16 protein-coding genes are annotated in these 17,930 nt (G+C 74.0%); 8 read left to right on the top strand and 8 right to left on the bottom strand.

Annotated features, from left to right (window positions below; translation table 11 throughout):
- Position 1 precedes the first annotated feature (1 nt).
- Positions 2-1,261 carry a DUF5685 family protein gene (locus IE237_RS31050; protein ID WP_189805459.1) on the bottom strand — a complete coding sequence of 420 codons (1,260 nt, stop codon included), beginning with the start codon at positions 1,259-1,261 and terminating at the stop codon, positions 2-4.
- Positions 1,262-1,583: 322 nt separating this feature from the next.
- Between IE237_RS31050 and IE237_RS31055 the strand changes: the two genes are divergently transcribed.
- Positions 1,584-2,018: a cell division protein SepF gene (locus IE237_RS31055; protein ID WP_189805460.1), complete on the top strand. Its 435-nt coding sequence runs from the start codon at positions 1,584-1,586 to the stop codon at positions 2,016-2,018.
- A 43-nt stretch (positions 2,019-2,061) separates the two neighbouring features.
- Here the strand turns inward: IE237_RS31055 and IE237_RS31060 are convergent, their stop codons facing one another.
- Positions 2,062-3,810, bottom strand: coding sequence for an MFS transporter (locus IE237_RS31060; RefSeq protein WP_189805461.1), 1,749 nt, complete (start codon positions 3,808-3,810; stop codon positions 2,062-2,064).
- Positions 3,811-4,282: 472 nt separating this feature from the next.
- Here IE237_RS31060 and IE237_RS31065 point away from each other — a divergent pair, with 472 nt between their 5' ends.
- Positions 4,283-5,125 (top strand): phosphatase PAP2 family protein, encoded by an 843-nt coding sequence (locus IE237_RS31065; protein ID WP_370468319.1) that lies wholly within the window; start codon positions 4,283-4,285, stop codon positions 5,123-5,125.
- 90 nt (positions 5,126-5,215) lie between these two features.
- Here IE237_RS31065 and IE237_RS31070 read toward each other — a convergent pair whose 3' ends face one another.
- Positions 5,216-5,431 (bottom strand): I78 family peptidase inhibitor, encoded by a 216-nt coding sequence (locus IE237_RS31070; RefSeq protein WP_189805463.1) that lies wholly within the window; start codon positions 5,429-5,431, stop codon positions 5,216-5,218.
- Positions 5,432-5,740: 309 nt separating this feature from the next.
- Here IE237_RS31070 and ctaD point away from each other — a divergent pair, with 309 nt between their 5' ends.
- Positions 5,741-7,453 (top strand): aa3-type cytochrome oxidase subunit I, encoded by a 1,713-nt coding sequence (gene ctaD, locus IE237_RS31075; protein WP_189805514.1) that lies wholly within the window; start codon positions 5,741-5,743, stop codon positions 7,451-7,453.
- Here the strand turns inward: ctaD and IE237_RS31080 are convergent.
- The 4 genes from IE237_RS31080 to IE237_RS31095 form a co-directional block, all read right to left on the bottom strand.
- The gene (locus IE237_RS31080) at positions 7,392-8,378 is read right to left on the bottom strand and encodes a helix-turn-helix transcriptional regulator (protein ID WP_189805464.1); all 987 of its coding nucleotides are present in this window, start codon (positions 8,376-8,378) and stop codon (positions 7,392-7,394) included. The genes ctaD and IE237_RS31080 overlap by 62 nt on opposite strands.
- Before the next feature lie 349 nt (positions 8,379-8,727).
- The gene (locus IE237_RS31085; protein WP_189805465.1) at positions 8,728-10,002 is read right to left on the bottom strand and encodes a glycosyltransferase family 4 protein; all 1,275 of its coding nucleotides are present in this window, start codon (positions 10,000-10,002) and stop codon (positions 8,728-8,730) included.
- An 84-nt stretch (positions 10,003-10,086) separates the two neighbouring features.
- Positions 10,087-11,379: an ABC transporter substrate-binding protein gene (locus tag IE237_RS31090; protein ID WP_189805466.1), complete on the bottom strand. Its 1,293-nt coding sequence runs from the start codon at positions 11,377-11,379 to the stop codon at positions 10,087-10,089.
- Complete coding sequence (locus IE237_RS31095) at positions 11,357-11,890, bottom strand: MTB12 C-terminal domain-containing protein (protein ID WP_229842993.1); 534 nt, start codon at positions 11,888-11,890, stop codon at positions 11,357-11,359. The genes IE237_RS31090 and IE237_RS31095 overlap by 23 nt, the downstream gene beginning before the upstream one ends.
- A gap of 99 nt (positions 11,891-11,989) precedes the next feature.
- Between IE237_RS31095 and IE237_RS31100 the strand changes: the two genes are divergently transcribed.
- The 3 genes from IE237_RS31100 to IE237_RS31110 are packed head-to-tail and all read left to right on the top strand — an operon-like array spanning position 11,990 to position 15,737.
- Entirely contained in the window at positions 11,990-12,379 is a 390-nt protein-coding gene (locus IE237_RS31100; protein ID WP_189805468.1) for a hypothetical protein, read from the top strand.
- On the top strand, positions 12,376-15,084 hold the full coding sequence (locus tag IE237_RS31105; protein WP_189805469.1) for an ABC transporter permease subunit: 2,709 nt from the start codon (positions 12,376-12,378) through the stop codon (positions 15,082-15,084). The genes IE237_RS31100 and IE237_RS31105 overlap by 4 nt, the downstream gene beginning before the upstream one ends.
- Positions 15,081-15,737, top strand: coding sequence for an ATP-binding cassette domain-containing protein (locus tag IE237_RS31110; RefSeq protein ID WP_189805470.1), 657 nt, complete (start codon positions 15,081-15,083; stop codon positions 15,735-15,737). The genes IE237_RS31105 and IE237_RS31110 overlap by 4 nt, the downstream gene beginning before the upstream one ends.
- 20 nt (positions 15,738-15,757) lie before the next feature.
- Here IE237_RS31110 and IE237_RS31115 read toward each other — a convergent pair whose 3' ends face one another.
- Positions 15,758-16,414 (bottom strand): LysM peptidoglycan-binding domain-containing protein, encoded by a 657-nt coding sequence (locus IE237_RS31115; protein ID WP_229842994.1) that lies wholly within the window; start codon positions 16,412-16,414, stop codon positions 15,758-15,760.
- 227 nt (positions 16,415-16,641) lie between these two features.
- Between IE237_RS31115 and IE237_RS31120 the strand changes: the two genes are divergently transcribed.
- Both IE237_RS31120 and IE237_RS31125 read left to right on the top strand, forming a co-directional pair.
- A complete protein-coding gene (locus IE237_RS31120; protein WP_189805471.1) occupies positions 16,642-17,424 on the top strand; it encodes a DUF8842 C-terminal domain-containing protein in 783 nt (260 codons plus the stop codon).
- Positions 17,425-17,615: 191 nt separating this feature from the next.
- Positions 17,616-17,885 (top strand): hypothetical protein, encoded by a 270-nt coding sequence (locus IE237_RS31125; RefSeq protein WP_308433130.1) that lies wholly within the window; start codon positions 17,616-17,618, stop codon positions 17,883-17,885.
- Positions 17,886-17,930: the final 45 nt, after the last annotated feature.

Below are 17,930 nucleotides of genomic sequence, written 5' to 3' on the forward strand. Positions count from 1 at the left end.
GTCAGCAGCCGTCGCAGGGGCAGCAGCAGTCACAGCCGCCGCAGTCGCCGTTCCCGCAGTCGCAGTCCCGGCAGCAGCCCTCGCGCTTCTTGCGGGACCAGGGGCCCTCGTACTCCTTGGCGCAGCAGATCTGGCAGGTGCAGAAGAGCCAGGTGAACATGGCGCACCCGGCGAGGAAGCCGCGCGGCTTGGGGGCCTGCGGCGCGCCACCGCCGAACTGCGGCGGCAGGCCGCCGGGTCCGCCGGGGCCGCCAGGTCCCCCGGGACCCATGGGCCCGCCCCCGTAGGGGTTTCCGCCTCCGTACGGGTTCCCGCCGTAGGGGTTCTGCGCGCCGTACGGGCCGGGCGCCCCGCCCCCGTACGGGTTCCCCGGCACCGGTCCCTGGCCCGCCCCGTGCGCGCAGCGGGTCGTGCCGAAGGCGCGGTCGATCGAGGTGCGCAGCTCGTGGGCGAGGAGGACGTGGGCGAGCTTGTCGTCGGCGAACTCGGCGTCCCGCAGCGCGAGGCGGATGCCGTGGAGGGCGTCGTCGGCGAGCCGGCGCGCCTCCTCGCGGGAGGTGCCGGTGGCGGTGAGCGGGTTCCACGCTCCGGTGGTGGCGTCGGCGGCCTGGTCCTCGACGGCGTCGAGGAGGTGGGCGAGCCGGCCGAAGAGGCGGCCCGCCTCGGCGAGCGGCGCCGCGTTCCCCGGCCGGCCCGCGAGGACGGCGGTGTGCGCGAAGGCGGCCGCGGTCGCCGTCTCGGTCGGCTCGGTGACGGTGAGCAGGGAGGTGCCGGGGCCCGCGAGGGCCTCGATGCCGGTCTGGCGGTCGACGGCGTCGACGAGGACGGCGGTGTCAAAGCCGAGGTCCCGGCCGGTCCTGGCCCCTGCCTTGTCCCAGGAGCGGGCGACGCGGCGGGCCGCGGCGGCGACGGGCCTGCGGGCCAACAGGCCGTCCCGGTCGGCGACGTGGTCCCGCACCTTCGCCGAGGCGAGGACGAGGGAGACGGTGGCGGCGAGCCGGGCGCCCTCGCCGCGGGCGACGGGGGCGGTCCGCATGGCGCGCAGCGCGCAGGGCCCGGCCGTGCGGCGGCCCGCCTCGGTGACCCCGGTCTGAGCCTCCGTCAGGACGGAGACGATGAGCCCGTCGTAGTTGGTGACGACCCGGGCGAACTGGCCGTGGTCGGCGCGCAGTGCCAGGCAGAGGCCGCAGAGATGGGCCATCCACTCGGTCTTGAGCCCGTCCGTGAGCCGGTGGGTGCAGGGTCTGACGATTCCGAACAAGGACTCCCCCGTGAGTCGTGGGCTGAGGCGGGTGAAGGTCCGCCGAGCGGCCTCGCGGCATCGTAGCGAGGAGACCCGTTCACCCGTACGCGCCCGCCGTCACCCTTCCAGCCCGACTTTCATATTTTCAGCTACATGGCCCTCCGTCAGGCCCCGCATACCGCAAGTTTCCTGACGAATCGCCAGGAAACGGCCCTCACGTTCTGCACCAGTACCGTCACGAATCCCCTGCGCGGCGCCTATCCACTTGGCGCGCGATCCGCATCATGGACGACGATAGGGATTGCGGAACCACAAGTGACCGCGCTGAAAGGAGGCGTCCATGGGATCGGTGCGCAAGGCGAGTGCCTGGCTGGGACTCGTCGAGGACAACGACGAGCGTTACTACGACGACGAGTACGCCGACGGTGCCGAGGGCGGCGACGCCTGGGTGACGGACCCCCGGGTCCGGGTGGCCACGGACACCGCCGAGGAGCGGGGCCGCCGGATCGCCACCGTCTCCCCCGACGGCTTCCGGGACGCCCGGGGCATCGGCGAGCTCTTCCGGGACGGGGTTCCGGTGATCGTGAACCTGACCGCGATGGAGCCGAACGACGCCAAGCGCGTCGTCGACTTCGCCGCCGGTCTCGCCTTCGGTCTGCGCGGCTCGATCGAGCGCGTGGCGACGCGGGTCTTCCTGCTGACCCCCGCCGACACCCAGATCGTCAGCGGTGAGACGGGCCGGCGTCGGCAGGACGGTTTCTTCAACCAGAGCTGAGCGGGTCCGCCGGCCCGGCCGGGCACCTCCCGACGGGGTCGGGTCAGTGCGCCGGACGTCCCGAGCCGGCGGGCTCGATCGCTTCCCGCGTCGCGGGCACCCGCGGCGACCCCGTCCCCTCCGGGGAGACGGGAAGCTCCGACGGGGCGGGCGGCTCCGTCGTGTCCCGGGGCTCCGCGGCCCCGTCCGTGTTCTCCGGGCCCGCGAGCGCCCCCTCGGCCTCCAGTGCGTCGAAGGCATCCTCCGGATCCACCGGACACTCCATGACCTCCGGCAGGCGCCGGGCCATCAGCGCGCCGACGAGCAGCAGCGCGGCGCTCACGAAGAGCGTGACGTGCAGACCGGTCACGAAGGAGTGCCGGGCGGCCTGGTGCAGGGCGTCACCGGCCGCACCGCCGAGCTGATCCGCGACCTTGTAGGCCTCGCCGAGCGAGTTCGCCGCGGCCCGGCTCGCCTCCGCCGGCACCCCGGGGACCGAGGCCAGCCCGGGGGCGTACGCCGCGTTCATCACGCTGCCGAGCAGCGCGATGCCCATGCCCGCGCCGAGCTGGTACGAGGTCTCGCCGATCGCCGCCGCACCGCCCGCGCTCCGCTGCGGGGCCTCGCTGAGCATCGACTCGTACGCCGAGAAGAGCGTGGTCTGCAGGCCGAAGCCGAGCAGTACGAATCCCGCCGTGAGGAGCAGCGGCCGGTCGTGCTGCCCCATGAGTGTCAGGAGCAGCACGGCGCCGGCGGTGAGCAGGAAGCCCCAGCCGACCATCCGGCGCGGCCCGATCCTGCGCAGGGTGTACGAGCCGGTGGCGCCGGCGGCCATGGCGGCGAAGGTCAGCGGGAGGAGCCGGAGCCCGGTCTCCAGGGGGCTGAGGCCGAGGACCAGCTGGAGGTACTGGACGGCGATGAGCTCCAGGCCGACCAGGGCCAGCATGCCGATGACGATGCAGCCGACCGAGGTGGTGAAGGCGGCCCGGGAGAAGAGCCGCATGTCGATCAGCGGGTGCGCGCGCCGCTTCTGCCGCCGGACGAAGAGGACGAGGAGCGCGGCGCCCAGCAGCAGGGGCCCCGCGGTCGGGAGGGCGAGCAGCGGGTCGCCGGCCCCGGCGCGCTTGACGCCGAGGACGCAGCCGAGCACGCCGCCCGCGGCCATCAGCGCGCCGAGCACGTCCCAGGGGCCGTCGGCGGCGCCCCGGGACTCGGGGAGGAGGCGGCGGCCGAGGGGGAGGATCAGCGCCATCAGCGGGATGTTGATGAGGAAGACGGAGCCCCACCAGTAGTTCTCGACGAGGAAGCCGCCGAGCACCGGCCCGGTGGCGGCCCCGATCGCGGCGGTGGCGGTCCAGATGCCGATCGCGGTGGCGCGCTCCCTCCGGTCGGGGAAGACCGTCCGGAGGATGGAGAGCGTGGCGGGCATGATCATGGCGCCGCCGACACCGAGCAGCGCGCGGGCCCCGATGAGGACCTCGGGCGCGGTGGCGAGCGCGGCGACCGCCGAGGCGATGCCGAAGAGCGCGTAGCCGAGGAGGAGGACCCTCCGTCTGCCGACCCGGTCGCCGAGGGTGCCGAAGAGGATCAGCAGCGACGCGCAGACCAGGGGGTAGGCGTCGACGATCCAGAGCAGCGCGGTGGAGCTGGGGCGCAGGTCCTCGGTGAGCGAGGGGACCGCGACGTGGAGGATGGTCGCGTCGAGGGCGACCAGGAGAAGACTGACGCAGAGGACGAGGAGGACGACCCAGCGGTTGGCGCCGACGCCGACGGCGCCACGCGATCGCCCTTGGGCCGTGTTCGTCCGCTGCATGTACGTACCTCCCAGTGAAGCTCTCGCGCTCGGCGGGCCCCGACCAGGGCGTATGCCCCTGGGGCGGCCCGGCATCGACGGGCGAGTGAGCCGTCAGCGTACGCGAGTTCAAGCCCCGAGCGCGTGGTGCAGCTCTCACCCCGGTGGGCCTCGCGGTGTGGCGTACGCCACTCGGCGCGGGCCGCGCGTCGCATGGAATTCCGCACGGACGCCTGTTTGAGGAAATTCCCGCGCATTCAAACACGCTTCCGGAATCGACCCGCGCGGCAATAGGGCTGAAGGTCATCGGATTTCCCGACGGACGCCTGGAATAGACCACCGGGTGAGACCCACTCCACATCACATGGTCATCACGAAGGGAGCGGAACGACCGGGTCTGCTTCTCACTCCCTGTAACGTCGATTGGGTGCGTACCGACATCTTTGCCCGGCTGGACCGGGAGCCGGAACCGCCGAAGATAGAGGTCCCGCGGATGACCCGCACGCGTCTCGCCCTCTTCGGCGGGACGTCGGCGTTCTATCTCGCCATCGTCGTGGCCGTCCTGCTGTCGACGTGGCTGGTGACCCTCGACTGGAAGATCATGCTCTTCCGGCCGTACCAGCAGTGGCCCGAGATCCACGGCTTCCTCGACTACTACGTCGTCCTGGGCCAGCGCGGTCCCACGGCCGTCATGGTGGCCGCCTGGCTGGGCTGGCGCTCCTGGCGCCAGCACACCCTGCGCCCCCTGCTGTGCCTCGGCGCCGCCCTTCTGCTGCTCAACGTCTCGGTGGGCGCGGTCAAGCTCGGGCTCGGCCGCCTCGGACCTCACTACGCGACCCAGGTCGGCTCCGCGGAGCTCTTCGCGGGCGGCGACATATTTCCCTCGGGGCACACCGCCAACGCGGTCGTGACCTGGGGCATCCTCGCCTATCTGGCGACCACCCCGAGGGCCCGGCGCTATCTGTCGGCCCTCTCCGCGGTGGTCGCGCTCGGCGTCGGTCTCACCACCGTCTACCTCGGCACGCACTGGCTGAGCGACGTCCTGCTCGGCTGGGCCGCCGGCCTCCTCGTCCTGCTCGCGCTGCCCTGGTGCGAGCCGGTCATCGCCGTGGCGGAGGCCTGGATCCTCGCCGCGCGCGACCGGATGCGGGAGCGGCTGCGCGAGCGTCGCCGTCTGGTGCCCTCGCTGCCCGTGGCCTCCGGCGGCCCGCGCCCCGGGTTCTTCCCGCCGCGCCCGCCCGTGCCCGAGGAGCCCGCCCGGGAGCCCGTGGGGGTGGCCGGCGGCCGGCGCGCCCCGGTGGGCGGCGGTCGCGGCGCCCCGGTGACCCGCGGCTGATCCGCACCCCTCCGCCGCGCTTCTCCGCGTACGGGAAAGGGCCCCGGCCACATCGGCCGGGGCCCTTCCGCGTGCGGTCCCGCCCGCGCCTCAGCCGAGCCAGCAGCGGGTGACGGCGCCGTCCTCGACCTCGAAGTTGATGCGCCCCGACAGGTACTCCATGGTGATGATCGAGCCGGGCGGCAGGGAGCGGACGACGCTCCAGCCACGGGCCCTGGCGAGCCGCTCGGCCCCCCCGGCGTCGAGGCCCACATAGGACTCGGGAGCGTCGCGGGGCGGTTCGGGAGTGCGCGAAGTGGGTGACATGAACACCACGTTAGTCCCTTGGCGGTCACGCTTGTGTCACAAGTTCTCGACATAAGTTCGACCGGCCCGGCATCGGCCGCAGGGCGGGTTTCCGGCCGTTTCTCCAGTAATTCCGAGCGGCCGCCATCAGTTCGCACGAAGGGCGCGGAAGCGCAGGTAAGGCACCGTCAATTCACCCCGTCCCGCCCGCCCGTCCCGAATTGTCGCGGCGACGCGCACGCGAGGCGCACACTCTTCCCTTACACAATGCTTACGCTGGCCGAACGCCCGGAGACGCGGAGCCGGGACGACGGCGAGCCGGAGGCAGCGATGGGCAACGGGACAGTGACCGCGACCACCGAATCGGCCCGGGAACGGCACGGACGCATCCTGATCGACTGGCTCACCACGACCGACCACAAGAAGATCGGCCACCTCTATCTGGCCACTTCCTTCGTCTTCTTCCTGCTCGCCGGGCTCTTGGCGATGGTGATGCGGGCCGAGCTGGCCCGGCCGGGGCTGCAGCTCGTCTCGAACCAGGAGTTCAACCAGGCCTTCACCCTGCACGGCACGATCATGCTGCTGCTCTTCGCCACGCCCACCTTCGCCGGCTTCGCGAACGAACTGGTGCCGCTGCAGATCGGCTCCCCCGACGTCGCCTTCCCGCGGCTGAACATGTTCTCGTACTGGCTGTTCCTCCTCGGCGGCCTGATGGTGCTCGGCTCCTTCTTCACACCGACCGGACCCGCCGCCTTCGGCTGGACCGCCTACGCCCCGCTCAACAGCCTGGAGCGGTCACCGGGCGTCGGCGTCGACCTGTGGATCATGGGACTCGCGCTCTCCGGCTTCGGCACGATCCTCACCTCGGTGAACTTCCTCGCCACCATCGTCGGCATGCGGGCGCCCGGCATGACCATGTTCCGGATGCCGATCTTCACCTGGAACGTCCTCTTCACCGCGATCCTGGTGCTCGCCGCCTTCCCCGTCCTCGCGGCGGCGCTGCTCGTCCTGGAGGCCGACCGGCGCCTCGGCTCCGTGGTCTTCCAGCCCGAGAACGGCGGGGCGCTGCTCTGGCAGCACCTCTTCTGGTTCTTCGGCCACCCCGAGGTCTACATCATCGCGCTGCCGTTCTTCGGGATCATCAGCGAGATCATCCCCGTCTTCGCCCGCAAGCCGATCTTCGGCTACGCGACCCTGGTCGGCGCCACCATGGCGATCACCGGCCTCTCGGTGGTGGTCTGGGCCCACCACATGTTCGCGACGGGCGCGGTGCTCCTGCCGTTCTTCTCGATGCTCTCGTTCCTCATCGCCGTGCCCACCGGGGTGAAGTTCTTCAACTGGACCGGGACGATGCTGCGCGGCTCGCTCTCCTTCGAGACCCCGATGCTCTGGTCCGTCGGCTTCCTCGTGTCCTTCCTCCTCGGCGGGCTCACCGGCGTCATCCTCGCCTCGCCGCCGATGGACTTCCAGGTCACCGACTCGTACTTCGTGGTCGCCCACTTCCACTACACGGTCTTCGGCACGGTCGTCTTCGCGACCTTCGCGGGCTTCTCGTTCTGGTGGCCCAAGTTCACCGGCCGGATGCTCGACGAACGGCTCGGGAAGATCCACTTCTGGACCCTCTTCACCGGCTTCCACCTCACCTTCCTGGTGCAGCACTGGCTCGGCGCAGAGGGCATGCCCCGGCGGTACGCCGACTACCTCCAGGCCGACGGCTTCACCACGCTCAACACCGTGTCCACCATCGGCGCCTTCCTGCTCGGGATCTCCACGCTGCCGTTCCTCTACAACGTCTGGCGGACCTGGCGCCACGGGGAGAAGGTCGAGGTCGACGACCCCTGGGGCTTCGGGCGCTCCCTGGAGTGGGCCACCTCCTGCCCGCCGCCCCGGCACAACTTCGAGTCCGTCCCCCGGATCCGCTCCGAGGCCCCCGCCTTCGACCTCCACCACCCGGAGTTCGCCGCCTACGAGCGGATGCGGGTCACCGCCCCGCCTCCGGACCGCCGTCCGTCCGGTCGAGGGCACGGGACAACCGGTCCCTGAGCGTCCGCACCGCCTCCACGAGCTCCGGCGGCTCGACCACCTCGAAGTCGAAGCCCATGAACATCACGTGGAACACCATGAAGTCGAGGCTGCGCGCCCCGGTCCGCAGCAGACAGGCGCCCTCGCCCTCCGCCGTCAGCACGCCGTCCAGCGGGCCGACGACGGCGGCCGCCTCGGCCAGCGGGACGAAGAGCCGGACCGTCGCCTCCTGCGCGTAGGCCGTGCCGGACACGCCCTTCGCCACGTAGGCGGCCAGGTCCTCGGCGGGCGGCTCGCGGGGCGGGAAGCGGGGGCCGTGCGGCGGGGTCGGCTCGATCCGGTCCACCCGGAACGTACGCCAGTCGCCCCGGTCCACGTCCCAGGCGACCAGGTACCAGCGCCGCTCCGTGCAGACCAGACGATGCGGCTCGACGGTCCTGCGGGTGGCCGTGCCGCCGTGGTCGCGGTAGGCGAAGCGGAGCCGCTCGCTGTCCCGGCAGGCGTTGGCCAGCTCGGTGAGGACCGCCGGGTCGACCCGGTCCCTGGGGGTACGCAGCAGGGGCACCGTGAACGCGTTGAGCGCCCCGATCCGGCGCCGGAGCCGGCCCGGCAGGACCTGCTCCAGCTTCGCCAGGGCGCGGACGGAGCTCTCGCCGATGCCCTCGACGCCCTGGCCTGCGGCGGACCGCAGCCCGACCGCGACCGCGACGGCCTCCTCGTCGTCGAGGAGCAGCGGCGGCAGCTCGGCGCCGGCCCCGAGCTGGTACCCGCCGCCCGTGCCGGGACTGGCGTGCACGGGATACCCGAGCTCCCGCAGCCGGTCGACGTCCCGGCGCACGGTGCGCGCGGTCACGCCGAGCCGCTGGGCGAGATCGGCACCGGACCACTCGCGGTGAGCCTGAAGCAACGAAAGCAGCCGCAACAATCGAGCGGAGGTCTCCAACATGCCCCGAGTCTCCCAGCCCATGCGGACACCCTCGGTCCGCAAGCCCCCGCCGTTGTGGGCGGCGCCCCGCCCGTTGTGGGCATGCGTTCCTCCCCCAGACTTCGTCCGGGAGGTGCCCCCAGGGCGGAACGGGTGGGCACAACGGACGGCGCCCTTGCCGGCGCCAGAGGTTCTCGCGCTCGAACCCGCACCCCCGTGCACCGGCGCTGGTGGTGCGGGTCCAGGCGCGGAACGCGGAGGCGCCGCTGGAGGGCGCCGTCCCGTGTGCCCACCTGTCCCTCCCCCAAGGACTTCGTCCAGGGGGGACCCCCATGCGGAACGCCTGCCCACACCGGGGGGGGCCGGTCCGTCAGCGGAGGCGGCGGATCAGGCGGCCCGCTCTCGCCTTCTGGGCGTACACCGCGTCGACCAGACGCCCCACCCCCCGGTGCACCCGAACCCGCCCGCCCGAGTGCGTCCGCCGAGAAGCGCCCCCCGCGACGAGCTCCGCCCACAGCGCCTCGTGCCGCGCCGCGACCCGCACCGGATCGAACCGCTCGGACGCGGTCAGCGCGGCCCGCCCCGTCTTGGCCCGCAGTTCGTCGTCCTCGACGAGCTCCCGCAGCGCTCCCGCGACCGCGGCCACGTCGTCGACCGGTACGAGCCGCCCGTCGACGCCGTCCTCGATGATCTCGCGCGGCCCGTGCGGGCAGTCCGTGGAGACCACCGGCAGTCCGCACCGCATGGCCTCGACGATCGTCATGCCGAAGGACTCCCGCTGGGAGGTCACCGCGGCGATCGAGCCCTTGGCCCACTCCGGTTCCATCGGGGTGACGGTGCCCATGAGGAAGACCTGCCCGTCGAGGCCGAGGTCCTTGATCTGCCGGGCCAGCGGGCCCTTGAGGTCCTGGACGGCGTCGCCGGAGCCGTAGATCCTCAGCTTCCAGTCGGGATGGTCCGCGGCCACGGACGCGAAGGCGTCGATCAGCACGTCGTACCGCTTGACCCGGGTCAGCCGGCCCGCCGCGACGACCGTTCTCGCCGCGGGGTCGGCGGGCCCCACGGAGGGCGCGGGCACGCTGTTGGGCACGGCCTCGATCCGTACGCCGGGCAGGCCGAGCTTCCGGTAGGCGCGGGCGTCGGCCTCGGTGACCGTGGTGACCGCGTCGAGGAGCGCGTACTCGTGCGCGATGTCCCGGCGCAGCCGGTAGCTGTGGCCGTCCAGTATCAGGTGCTCCTGGCCGACGAGGACCGGCCCCCGCCGGGCCTGCCGGGCGAGTTGCACGTTGAGCCCGGGGCGGGTGGCGACGACGACGTCGGCCTCCACCCCGCGCAGGTGCTCCCCGATCCGCGCGTCGGTGAGCGCGCTGTACTGCTTCCAGCGGCCGTCGCCGCGCGGGAAGACCTCGGCGGGACGGTGGAAGTCGGGGTGGTCGCCGTCGTATCCGGGGCTGTCCCGGCGCAGGTCGACGAGGTGACGCAGGGTCACCCCCGAGGGCAGTCCGAGGATCGGGCGGTCGCGGTGGCGGAACACCGAGACGATCTCGACCTCGTGGCGTTCCGCCAGTTCCTCGGCGAGGGTGAACGTGGTCCGGATCGTCCCGCCGTAGTGGTAGCCGTTGTGGAGCAGAAAGGAGATACGCATCGCGCTGCCGGTTCCCCCCGGTCAGTCATTCATTCATTCGGTCGGTCGGTGCCCGACTGTACTGCCGGTGCGGGGGGGCGCCGTTCACGGGCGGTAGCCGAGCTGGGGGACGGTCGCGCAGTTCTCCGTCATGTCGCCCTGGCTCACCCAGCCGCGCCCGTCCTGCCAACGGGCCACGGACAGGCAGGTGTTCCGGGTCTCGGGCGGCCTGGCCAGGCGTTCGAACCGTACGGGGAGCAGCAGTCCCCGCGCGGTGTACGGCTCCGGACGGTTCATGAACTCCTCGACGCAGCCCCGGGTGAGCGCGCCCCGGTCGAGACAGGAGCGGGCCGCGTCGGTGAACCACATCGCCGCCGCCCACCCTTCCAACTGCCATTGGGACGGGGGCCGGTCGCCCATCGCCGTACGGAACTCGCGGACCGCCGGGTGCCCGGTGTCCTCGTAGTTCCGGCTGGAGCCCGTCGCCCACAGCGCGGCCCGGCAGCCGGGCGCCCGGGCGTAGTCGCGGGGGACGGCCGAGGACCAGTTCTGCACGTTGGTCACCTTGGCGGCGACCCTGACCCCGAGTGTCTCCATCGCCTCGCACAGGCGCGCGTTGCCGTGGGTGTCCATCGCGTCGAAGAGCACGTCGACGTGCTCGGCCCGCAGATCGGCGGCGACGGCACGGAAGTTGGGCAGGGCGAAGTCGACCTGCTCCTCGACGACGCGGTAGCCCTCGGCGCGCAGTCCCCGTGCGACCAGCCGGGCGTACGCGGCGGAGGCGGCCTGGTTGTAGGAGACGACGGCGGCGGTCCGCGCGCCCAGTTCCTCGCGGAACCAGTGGTAGACCTCGGTACCGCCGTAGAGCGTGCCGCCCCAGCCGGGCTCGCGGCCGGTGCGCGGGGCGGAGCTGCCGTAGATGCCGTAGAGGTGCGGATAGGTGTCGTAGGCGGGGGTGAGGGGCTGGCCGCCGATGTCGGGGACGCCGGCCCGGGCGACGAGGGGCGCGCCGGCGTAGTTCAGGGCGGTGGTGGCGACGAGGGCGAAGACTCGGCGCTCGTCGATCAGCCGGTGCACGCACGCGTTGTTGCCGACGCCGCTGCCGCCGTCGTCGCAGGTCTCGACCTCGATCCTGCGTCCGTCGAGGCCCCCGCGCGCGTTGAGGGCGTCGAACCAGGCGCGGGCCCCGTCGCGCGGACCGGTGAAGGTCTGCCCGCCGACCGGGCTGGTGGCGCTGGTGATGATCCCGACGCGGAGCGGCTCACCGCCGGAGGGGGTGGCGGTGGGCCGCGTCTCGAAGGCGCGTTCCGGGAGCCGGCTGCCGCATCCCGTGAGGAGGGCGAGCAGCAGGGCCAGGAGCAGCGCCGCGACGGCCTCAGCAGCCCGGGACGGTGACACCGCTCAGCTCGACCAGGCCGCACAGGGTCTTCACGGAGACCTTCCAGGTGTCGTTCTGGAGGATGGAGGTGCCCTGGGAGCCGGACAGGGCCGGGGCCCCGCCGACCAGCAGGTCGTAGGTGACGTTCGCGTCGGTGGCCGAGGTGAACTCGATGCCGGTGACCTTCGCGGTGGTCATGGCCGCGTTCTTGTCGGCGGCGAAGGCGGCGAGCACCGGGCGCAGCTGCTCCCCGTTCTCCAGGAGCTTCACCTTCTCGGCGACGGGGGTCTTCGCGTCGAAGAACGCGGCCCAGTTCCTGGTGATCTCCGCCTTGGCCGCGACCGGATCGCCGGGCGCGTCCGCCGTCGGCGGCTCGGCCGTCGTGGCGGTCGGCGGGGAGGACGAGACCGTGCCGCCGCTCGTCCCGCCGTCGTCGTCCGAGCAGCTCGCGAGGGCGGGCGCCAGGGCGAGGACGGCGACGGCCCCGAGGACCGCGAGGCGCGAGCGCCCACCGCGTCGTTCGACATCCATCTGGCTCACCACCGGGTGTCCCGCCAGTCCGGAGCGGCTGGTGTTACCAGGGTGGGACGGATCGGGGCATAGTGCAAGGAAGAGACGAGGGAGGTCTCCGTGCCGACATCCCGGACCCTGCTGTGGAGCGGTCTCGCGGCGGCCGCCGGGGGCGCGGTGCTGTGCGCGCTCGGCTGGTACGGGATCTCCGGCGAGCGCTTCGCGGAGCGTCAGCTGCCCTATCTGGCCTCGTGCACGGTGCCGGGGGCGGCGCTGCTCGTGGCGGGCGCGGTCCTCGTCGGGGCGGCGGCGCTGCTTCCCGTACGCCCTCGGGAGCCGCGGCTCCCCGACCCGGACGATACTCCCCCGCCGTCCTCGGACGGCCCCGTCCTGCGGGTCCCGGGCGGGACCCTCGCGCACCGCCCGGACTGCCCCCTGGTGGCCGGCCGGGCGGACGCCGTGGAGGCGGGGGACGCGGAGCTCGCCCCCTGCCCGGTGTGCGAGCCGTGACCTCCCTGACGTACGAGCTGACGCTCGCCGGCCTCGCGGTCGGCAGCGCCGCCGCGCTCACCGGCATCGGCCTCGTCGTCACCTACCGGGCGACCGGGGTGCTGAACCTGGCGCACGGCGCCGTCGCCATGATCTGCGCGTACGTGCTCCGCCAGCTGGTGGTCGAGGAGGGCTGGCCGCTGCCTCTGGGGGCTCTGGTCACGCTCCTGGTCGTGGCACCGGCCCTCGGCCTCGTCCTCGACCGCGGCGTCTTCCGTCCGCTGGCGCTCCTCGGCTCGAACCCGGCACAGACCCTGGTGGCGACGATCGGCGTCTTCGTCCTGCTGGTGGGCGGGGCGGTGCTGCTGTGGGGCCCGGGGGCACGGGACGACGCGCCGGTGCTGCTCGGCGACGATCCGTGGACCCAGCTCGCGGCGGTGGTGGCGCTGGCCTGCCTGGTGGGCGCGGTGACCCGGTGGACGCGGTTCGGCCGGGAGCTGCGGGCCGTCGTCGACAACCGTCCGCTCGCCGTCCTCGCCGGGATCGACGCGGACCGGGTCGCGGCGGCGGGCTGGGCCTTCGGCTCGTTCACGGCCGGGCTCACGGGCGTCCTGCTCGCCCCGTACGTACGGCTCGACCCGTACGGGATGCCGCTGCTCGTCGTCGAGGTGATCGCCGTCGCGGTGATCGCCCGGATGCGGTCGCTGCCGGTGGCGGTGGCGGCCGCGCTCGCGATCGGCGTCGCCCAGGCGCAGCTGACCCGGCTGCACCCGGAGGGCTGGGCCGGACCGCTGCTCCAGGCCGTCGGGGCGAACCTGTTCGTGGTGGCGCTCCTGGTGGCGGCGCTCGTCCTGCCGGGCGTCGGCGGCAAGGGCCGGGACGCGCTGCCGCCGCCGGCGCGGGCCGCCCACGTGCCGCCGGCGCTGTGGCTCGTGGTGGGCGTCCTGCTCCTCCTCCCCCTCGGGCTCGCGGGCTCCGACCTGCACACGGCGGTGCAGGTCCCCGCGCTCGCCGTGATCCTCCTGTCGCTGGTCGTGGTGGCGGGCCGCGGCGGCCAGATCGCGCTGGGCCAGGCGGCGTACGCGGGGCTCGGCGCGCTGTTCACGGCGCTCCTCGCGTCGGCCGGGATCCCCACGCTGCTCGCGCTGGTCCTCGCCGTGCCGATGGTGGCCGTGACGGGCCTGGTGACGGGCCGGCCGGCGATCCGGCGGCACGGCCTGGCCCTCGCCCTGGCGACCCTCGCCGTGGGGGTGGCGGTGAGCCGTTTCGTCCTCACCCAGCCGTACGCGACGGCGGGCCTGTCCCTCGGCCGCCCCGCGGGCCTCTCCGACGACCGCGCCTTCTACGCCCTGGAGCTGGTCGTGCTGGCCGGCTGCCTCGGCCTGGTGGCGGCCCTCCGCCGGGGCCGCACGGGGCGCGCGCTCGCCGCCCTGCGGGACCACGAGCCGGGCGCCGAGGCGGCGGGCGTCCCGGTGCCCCGCCTCAAGCTGCTCGCCTTCGTCCTCGGCGCGGCCCTGGCGGCCCTCGGCGGCGGGCTCCTCGGCCTGGGCCTGCGGGCCTTCGACCCGGAGCAGTACGACCCGGTCCGCGGCCTGCTCTGGTTCGCGGCCGTCCTGGTCCTCGGCGCCGACAGCCTCCTCACCCCGCTGGCCGCGGCGGCGCTCCTGATCACCCTGGACGCGGGCCCCCAGGCGGGCACGGCGGCGGCCCTGATCGGCCTCCTGGCGGCGATGACGGGCCGTGTCCCCCCACTGATGAACCTGCTGCCCTCGGCCTCACGACAGGCACGGCCCCTCGCGGGCGGCCGGACCGACGCGGGTCCGACCGGAGGCCGGACGGGCCGCCACAGCCCACCGGCCGCCGAGGGCACGGCAGCCCCCGCGGGAGGACCCGCACGTCTGCCGACGAGCACGGACAGGAACCCCCCTCCGGCCCGAGGCCGGGCGCCCGGCCACGACCCGCCGACCGCCGACTTTGCGGCCCCCACCACCCGCACGGGCGGTGCGGGCGGGAAGTCCGTCCCGGCCGGAGGCGGGGCGCCGCCCGCCGAGGGCCCCGCGCCCGCCCCACGTGAGGGGCTGCGCGTCCACGACCTCACCCTCACCTACCCCGGAGGGGTCACCGCCCTCTCCCACGTGACCCTCGCCCTCGCCCCCGCCCGCGTCACGGCCCTCGTCGGCCCCAACGGCGCCGGCAAGAGCACCCTCTTCGACTGTCTCGCCGGGACCCTCCGCCCCCGCCGCGGCGAGGGCCGCGTCACCCTCGACGGCACCGACATCACCTCCCGGTCCGCGCACGCCCGGACCCGCCTCGGGATCGCCCGGACCTTCCAGCGGCTGGCCGTCTTCCCGTCGCTCACCGTCGAGGAGAACGTCCGCCTCGGCCAGGAGCAGAACCGCGGACGCGGGGACCCGGCCGCCGTGGAGCGGAGTCTGCGGCTGTTCGGACTGGCCGGGCCCGTACGGCACCGGGCGGCGGCGGACCTGCCCACCGGAACGCTCCGCCGGGTCGAACTGGCCCGCGCGCTGGCCGGACGGCCGCACACGGTCCTCCTGGACGAACCGGCGGCCGGGCTCGACGCCGCCGAGACGGCCGCCCTCGCCCGGATCCTGGCGGCCCTGGCGGCGGACGGCCTGACCGTCCTCGTCGTCGAGCACGACCCGGATCTGGTCGCCGGGATCGCGCACACGGTGCACACCATGGAGGGGGGCCGGATCCTGTCGTGAGCGTCGAGATCGCCCTGCGCGCCGCGCGGGTCCGCTACGGCCCGCTGGAGGCCCTGCACGGCCTCGACCTGCCCGTGCCCGCCGGGACGGTGACCGTTCTCCTGGGCCGCAACGGCGCGGGCCGGACGACCGCCCTGCGCGCCCTGGCCGGGACCGTGGGGCTCTCGGCGGGCCGGGTCGAGTGGCGCGGGGACGACGTGACCCGCCTCTCGGCACGCGCGCGGGCACGCCGCGGTCTGTGCTTCGTGCCGGACCTGCGGGCGGTGTACGCGGGACTCACCGTCGCCGAGAACCTCGCGCTCGCCGCACCCGGGGCCGGCGCGCCCGACGCCGGCGCCCCGTACCCCGAGCTCGTCCCCCTCCTGTCCAGGACCGCCGGGACCCTGTCCGGCGGGGAGCGCCGGATGGTGGCCCTCTCCCGCGCCTTCCTCACACGCGCGCGCGTGGTGCTGGTCGACGAGCCGTCGCTCGGCATGGCCCCGCCGGTCGCGGCCCGTACGTACCGGATGCTCGCGGCGCTGGCCGCGGAGCACGGCGCGGCCGTGGTCCTGGCCGAGCAGCGCGTGCCGGACGGGCTGCCGCCCGGCTCGCTCGTGCACGAGCTGCGGCGCGGCTCCCGCGCGTCGAGCGGGGAGCCGGCCGAGTACGTCTGACGGCGGCCGCCGCCCCCGGGTCAGAGCGGGTCGATCCGCAGCATGGTGCCGACGACGATCCGGTTCGGGTCGGGCCCGATCAGGCTCCGGTTCGCCGCGTACAGCGCCTGCCAGCCGCCCTTGATCCCGAAGCGGCGGGCGATCGAGCCGAGCGTGTCGCCGGCCTGGACGGTGTGGACGCGCCCGTACAGGCCGTACCGCTGGGAGCAGACGGGCCAGGCCCCCCACCCCTGGGTGCGGAGCACCTCCTCGGCGACGGTGATCTGCTGCTGCCGGGTCGCCAGGTCGGCGCGCGGGGCGTACTTCAGTCCGCCGTGCTCCACCCAGGTGGGGTGCCAGAACTGGAGTCCGCCGTAGAAGCCGTTGCCGGTGTTGGTGTGCCAGTTCCCGCTGCTCTCGCACTCGGCGACGCATCCCCAGGGCCACTGGTCCGCCGCGCAGGCGTACGCGGGCACGGAAGCGGCCTCCCGGAACGCGTCCGCCGCGCCCTGGAGCGCGGCCGAGGCCTCCTCGCGGGCCCCCGCCACGGCCTCCCGGGCCATGACCGAGGCGGCGGGCCCGTCCTCCGGTACGGGGGCCGCGTCCCGGGCGAGGGCGGGCGCCGGGGCCAGGGTCAGGAGCGCGGCCGCGGACGCCGCCACGAGGGAACCGGCTGTCCAAAATCGGATCTTCGACATCGGGGAAGGCTAGGCAGCCTCCCGGCACCCCCGGCCCGTGCCGCGCGGAACACTGTTCACACCCCACCCGGTCGGAGTCACGCCCCGGAACGCCCCTCCCGCACGAGCCGCCGGCAAGTTGCCTCGCTTCCGCGCGTGACCCCGGCCGAGGCTGACCCGTTGAACTCGGCATGAGGCGCCCGGGAACGGCCCGGCGTCCCCCCCCGTACCGAGTCCAGGGAGCCCCCGTGCCGCGCATGCTCGACGTCAGCGAGGACGTACGCGCCGAGATCGGCGACGAAGAAGCGGACCGGCTGCTCGCCGGCGACAACGCCCCGGGCAGCTACGACTGCACCTCCTGCCGCACGCCGGGGGACTCCGAGCAGGAGCGCACCAGCACGGTGCTGTTCGTCGGCGAGGAGACCGCTGTCCTCGCGTTCGCCCACGCCAGCTGCATCCCGTCGCAGGTCGTCCGCGTCGCCGAGGAGCAGCTCCAGGGCGCCGTCGCCTCCATCACGGCCTCCGACGCCGCCGACGCGCTCTCCGCCGCCCACCCCGAGCAGGCGGTGCTCGGGGTCACCAGCGGTCTCGTCCTGATCGACGGCGAGCTGCACCCGGCGCTCGTCGTGGAGCCGACCGCCCCGGTGGCCCGTCCGGGTTCGGACGGCCTCACCGACGAGTTCCTGCCGCTCCTGGCCGACCAGGGCTTCCAGCCGGTCATGGACCTGAGCCAGAAGCCGGCGGTGCTGCCGGGCTGGTCGGTGCTGGTGGCCATGGGCCAGCTGCACTCCGTGCTCCAGCCGGGGCCGGGCGGTGCCGGTCAGGCCGCCTGGTGGCAGGCGCACCAGCCGCTCCAGGTCACCGAGGGCTGGCGCGCGGCGGCCAACAAGTCGCACACCGTCCTGGTCTTCGCCGCCCCGGTGGGCTCGATCGGCCAGCAGCCGCGCGAGGACCTGCTGCGCGACGCCCTGGAGAAGGCCGCCGCGAACGGCCGTCTGGTGGCCGCCGCGATGCCGCTGGCCGGCACCTGATGGAGGACGGCCGGCCCGGCATAGGGCGGGCGCGGCTCCCCGGGGCGAGGGCGGGTGTTCCGACCGTTCCACGTCCCCGGGGCGCTCCCCTTTCGGAGAGCCGCCCGCATCCGACGGGCGTCGGTGTCGTTGGCACCTATGTGCACCCATACGACCCGTTCCTCCAGCCGTATCCGAGCCAGATCCCTTCGATGCGCCCCGCGCAGGACGTCACGGCGGGCCCTTCGCCCACGCCGATCTACGACGCCCTGTACTCGGAGTACCGCAGGTCGTTCCGAACGCTGCCGGGCGACCGCAGCGGCGAGGAGGAGCTGGGCTTCCGGGCCTTCGGCACGGTCCTGAGCACGGGCGTGTACGGGCAGGGGCACCGGCACGCGGCCGCGTACCCGGCGGCGTGGTCGGCGCAGCAGCACCCCCACACCCCAGCGGCGCTCCCCCCGGGACCCCGCAGGGGTCTCTAGCCCGGAACAGCACGGACGTACGGCTGAGGGCCGGGGCTCGACCGA

Source organism: Streptomyces tanashiensis (genome assembly GCF_014648895.1).
GTDB classification, from domain to species: Bacteria; Actinomycetota; Actinomycetes; order Streptomycetales; family Streptomycetaceae; genus Streptomyces; species Streptomyces tanashiensis.

Bases quoted from the DNA above. Each gene is read 5' to 3' on its own strand.
- IE237_RS31055 (WP_189805460.1), top strand. From the start codon at position 1,584: ATGGGATCGGTGCGCAAGGCGAGTGCCTGGCTGGGACTCGTCGAGGAC.
- IE237_RS31060 (WP_189805461.1), bottom strand. From the start codon at position 3,810: ATGCAGCGGACGAACACGGCCCAAGGGCGATCGCGTGGCGCCGTCGGC.
- IE237_RS31065 (WP_370468319.1), top strand. From the start codon at position 4,283: ATGACCCGCACGCGTCTCGCCCTCTTCGGCGGGACGTCGGCGTTCTAT.
- IE237_RS31070 (WP_189805463.1), bottom strand. From the start codon at position 5,431: ATGTCACCCACTTCGCGCACTCCCGAACCGCCCCGCGACGCTCCCGAG.
- ctaD (WP_189805514.1), top strand. From the start codon at position 5,741: ATGGGCAACGGGACAGTGACCGCGACCACCGAATCGGCCCGGGAACGG.
- IE237_RS31080 (WP_189805464.1), bottom strand. From the start codon at position 8,378: ATGTTGGAGACCTCCGCTCGATTGTTGCGGCTGCTTTCGTTGCTTCAG.
- IE237_RS31085 (WP_189805465.1), bottom strand. From the start codon at position 10,002: ATGCGTATCTCCTTTCTGCTCCACAACGGCTACCACTACGGCGGGACG.
- IE237_RS31095 (WP_229842993.1), bottom strand. From the start codon at position 11,890: ATGGATGTCGAACGACGCGGTGGGCGCTCGCGCCTCGCGGTCCTCGGG.
- IE237_RS31115 (WP_229842994.1), bottom strand. From the start codon at position 16,414: ATGTCGAAGATCCGATTTTGGACAGCCGGTTCCCTCGTGGCGGCGTCC.
- IE237_RS31125 (WP_308433130.1), top strand. From the start codon at position 17,616: ATGCGCCCCGCGCAGGACGTCACGGCGGGCCCTTCGCCCACGCCGATC.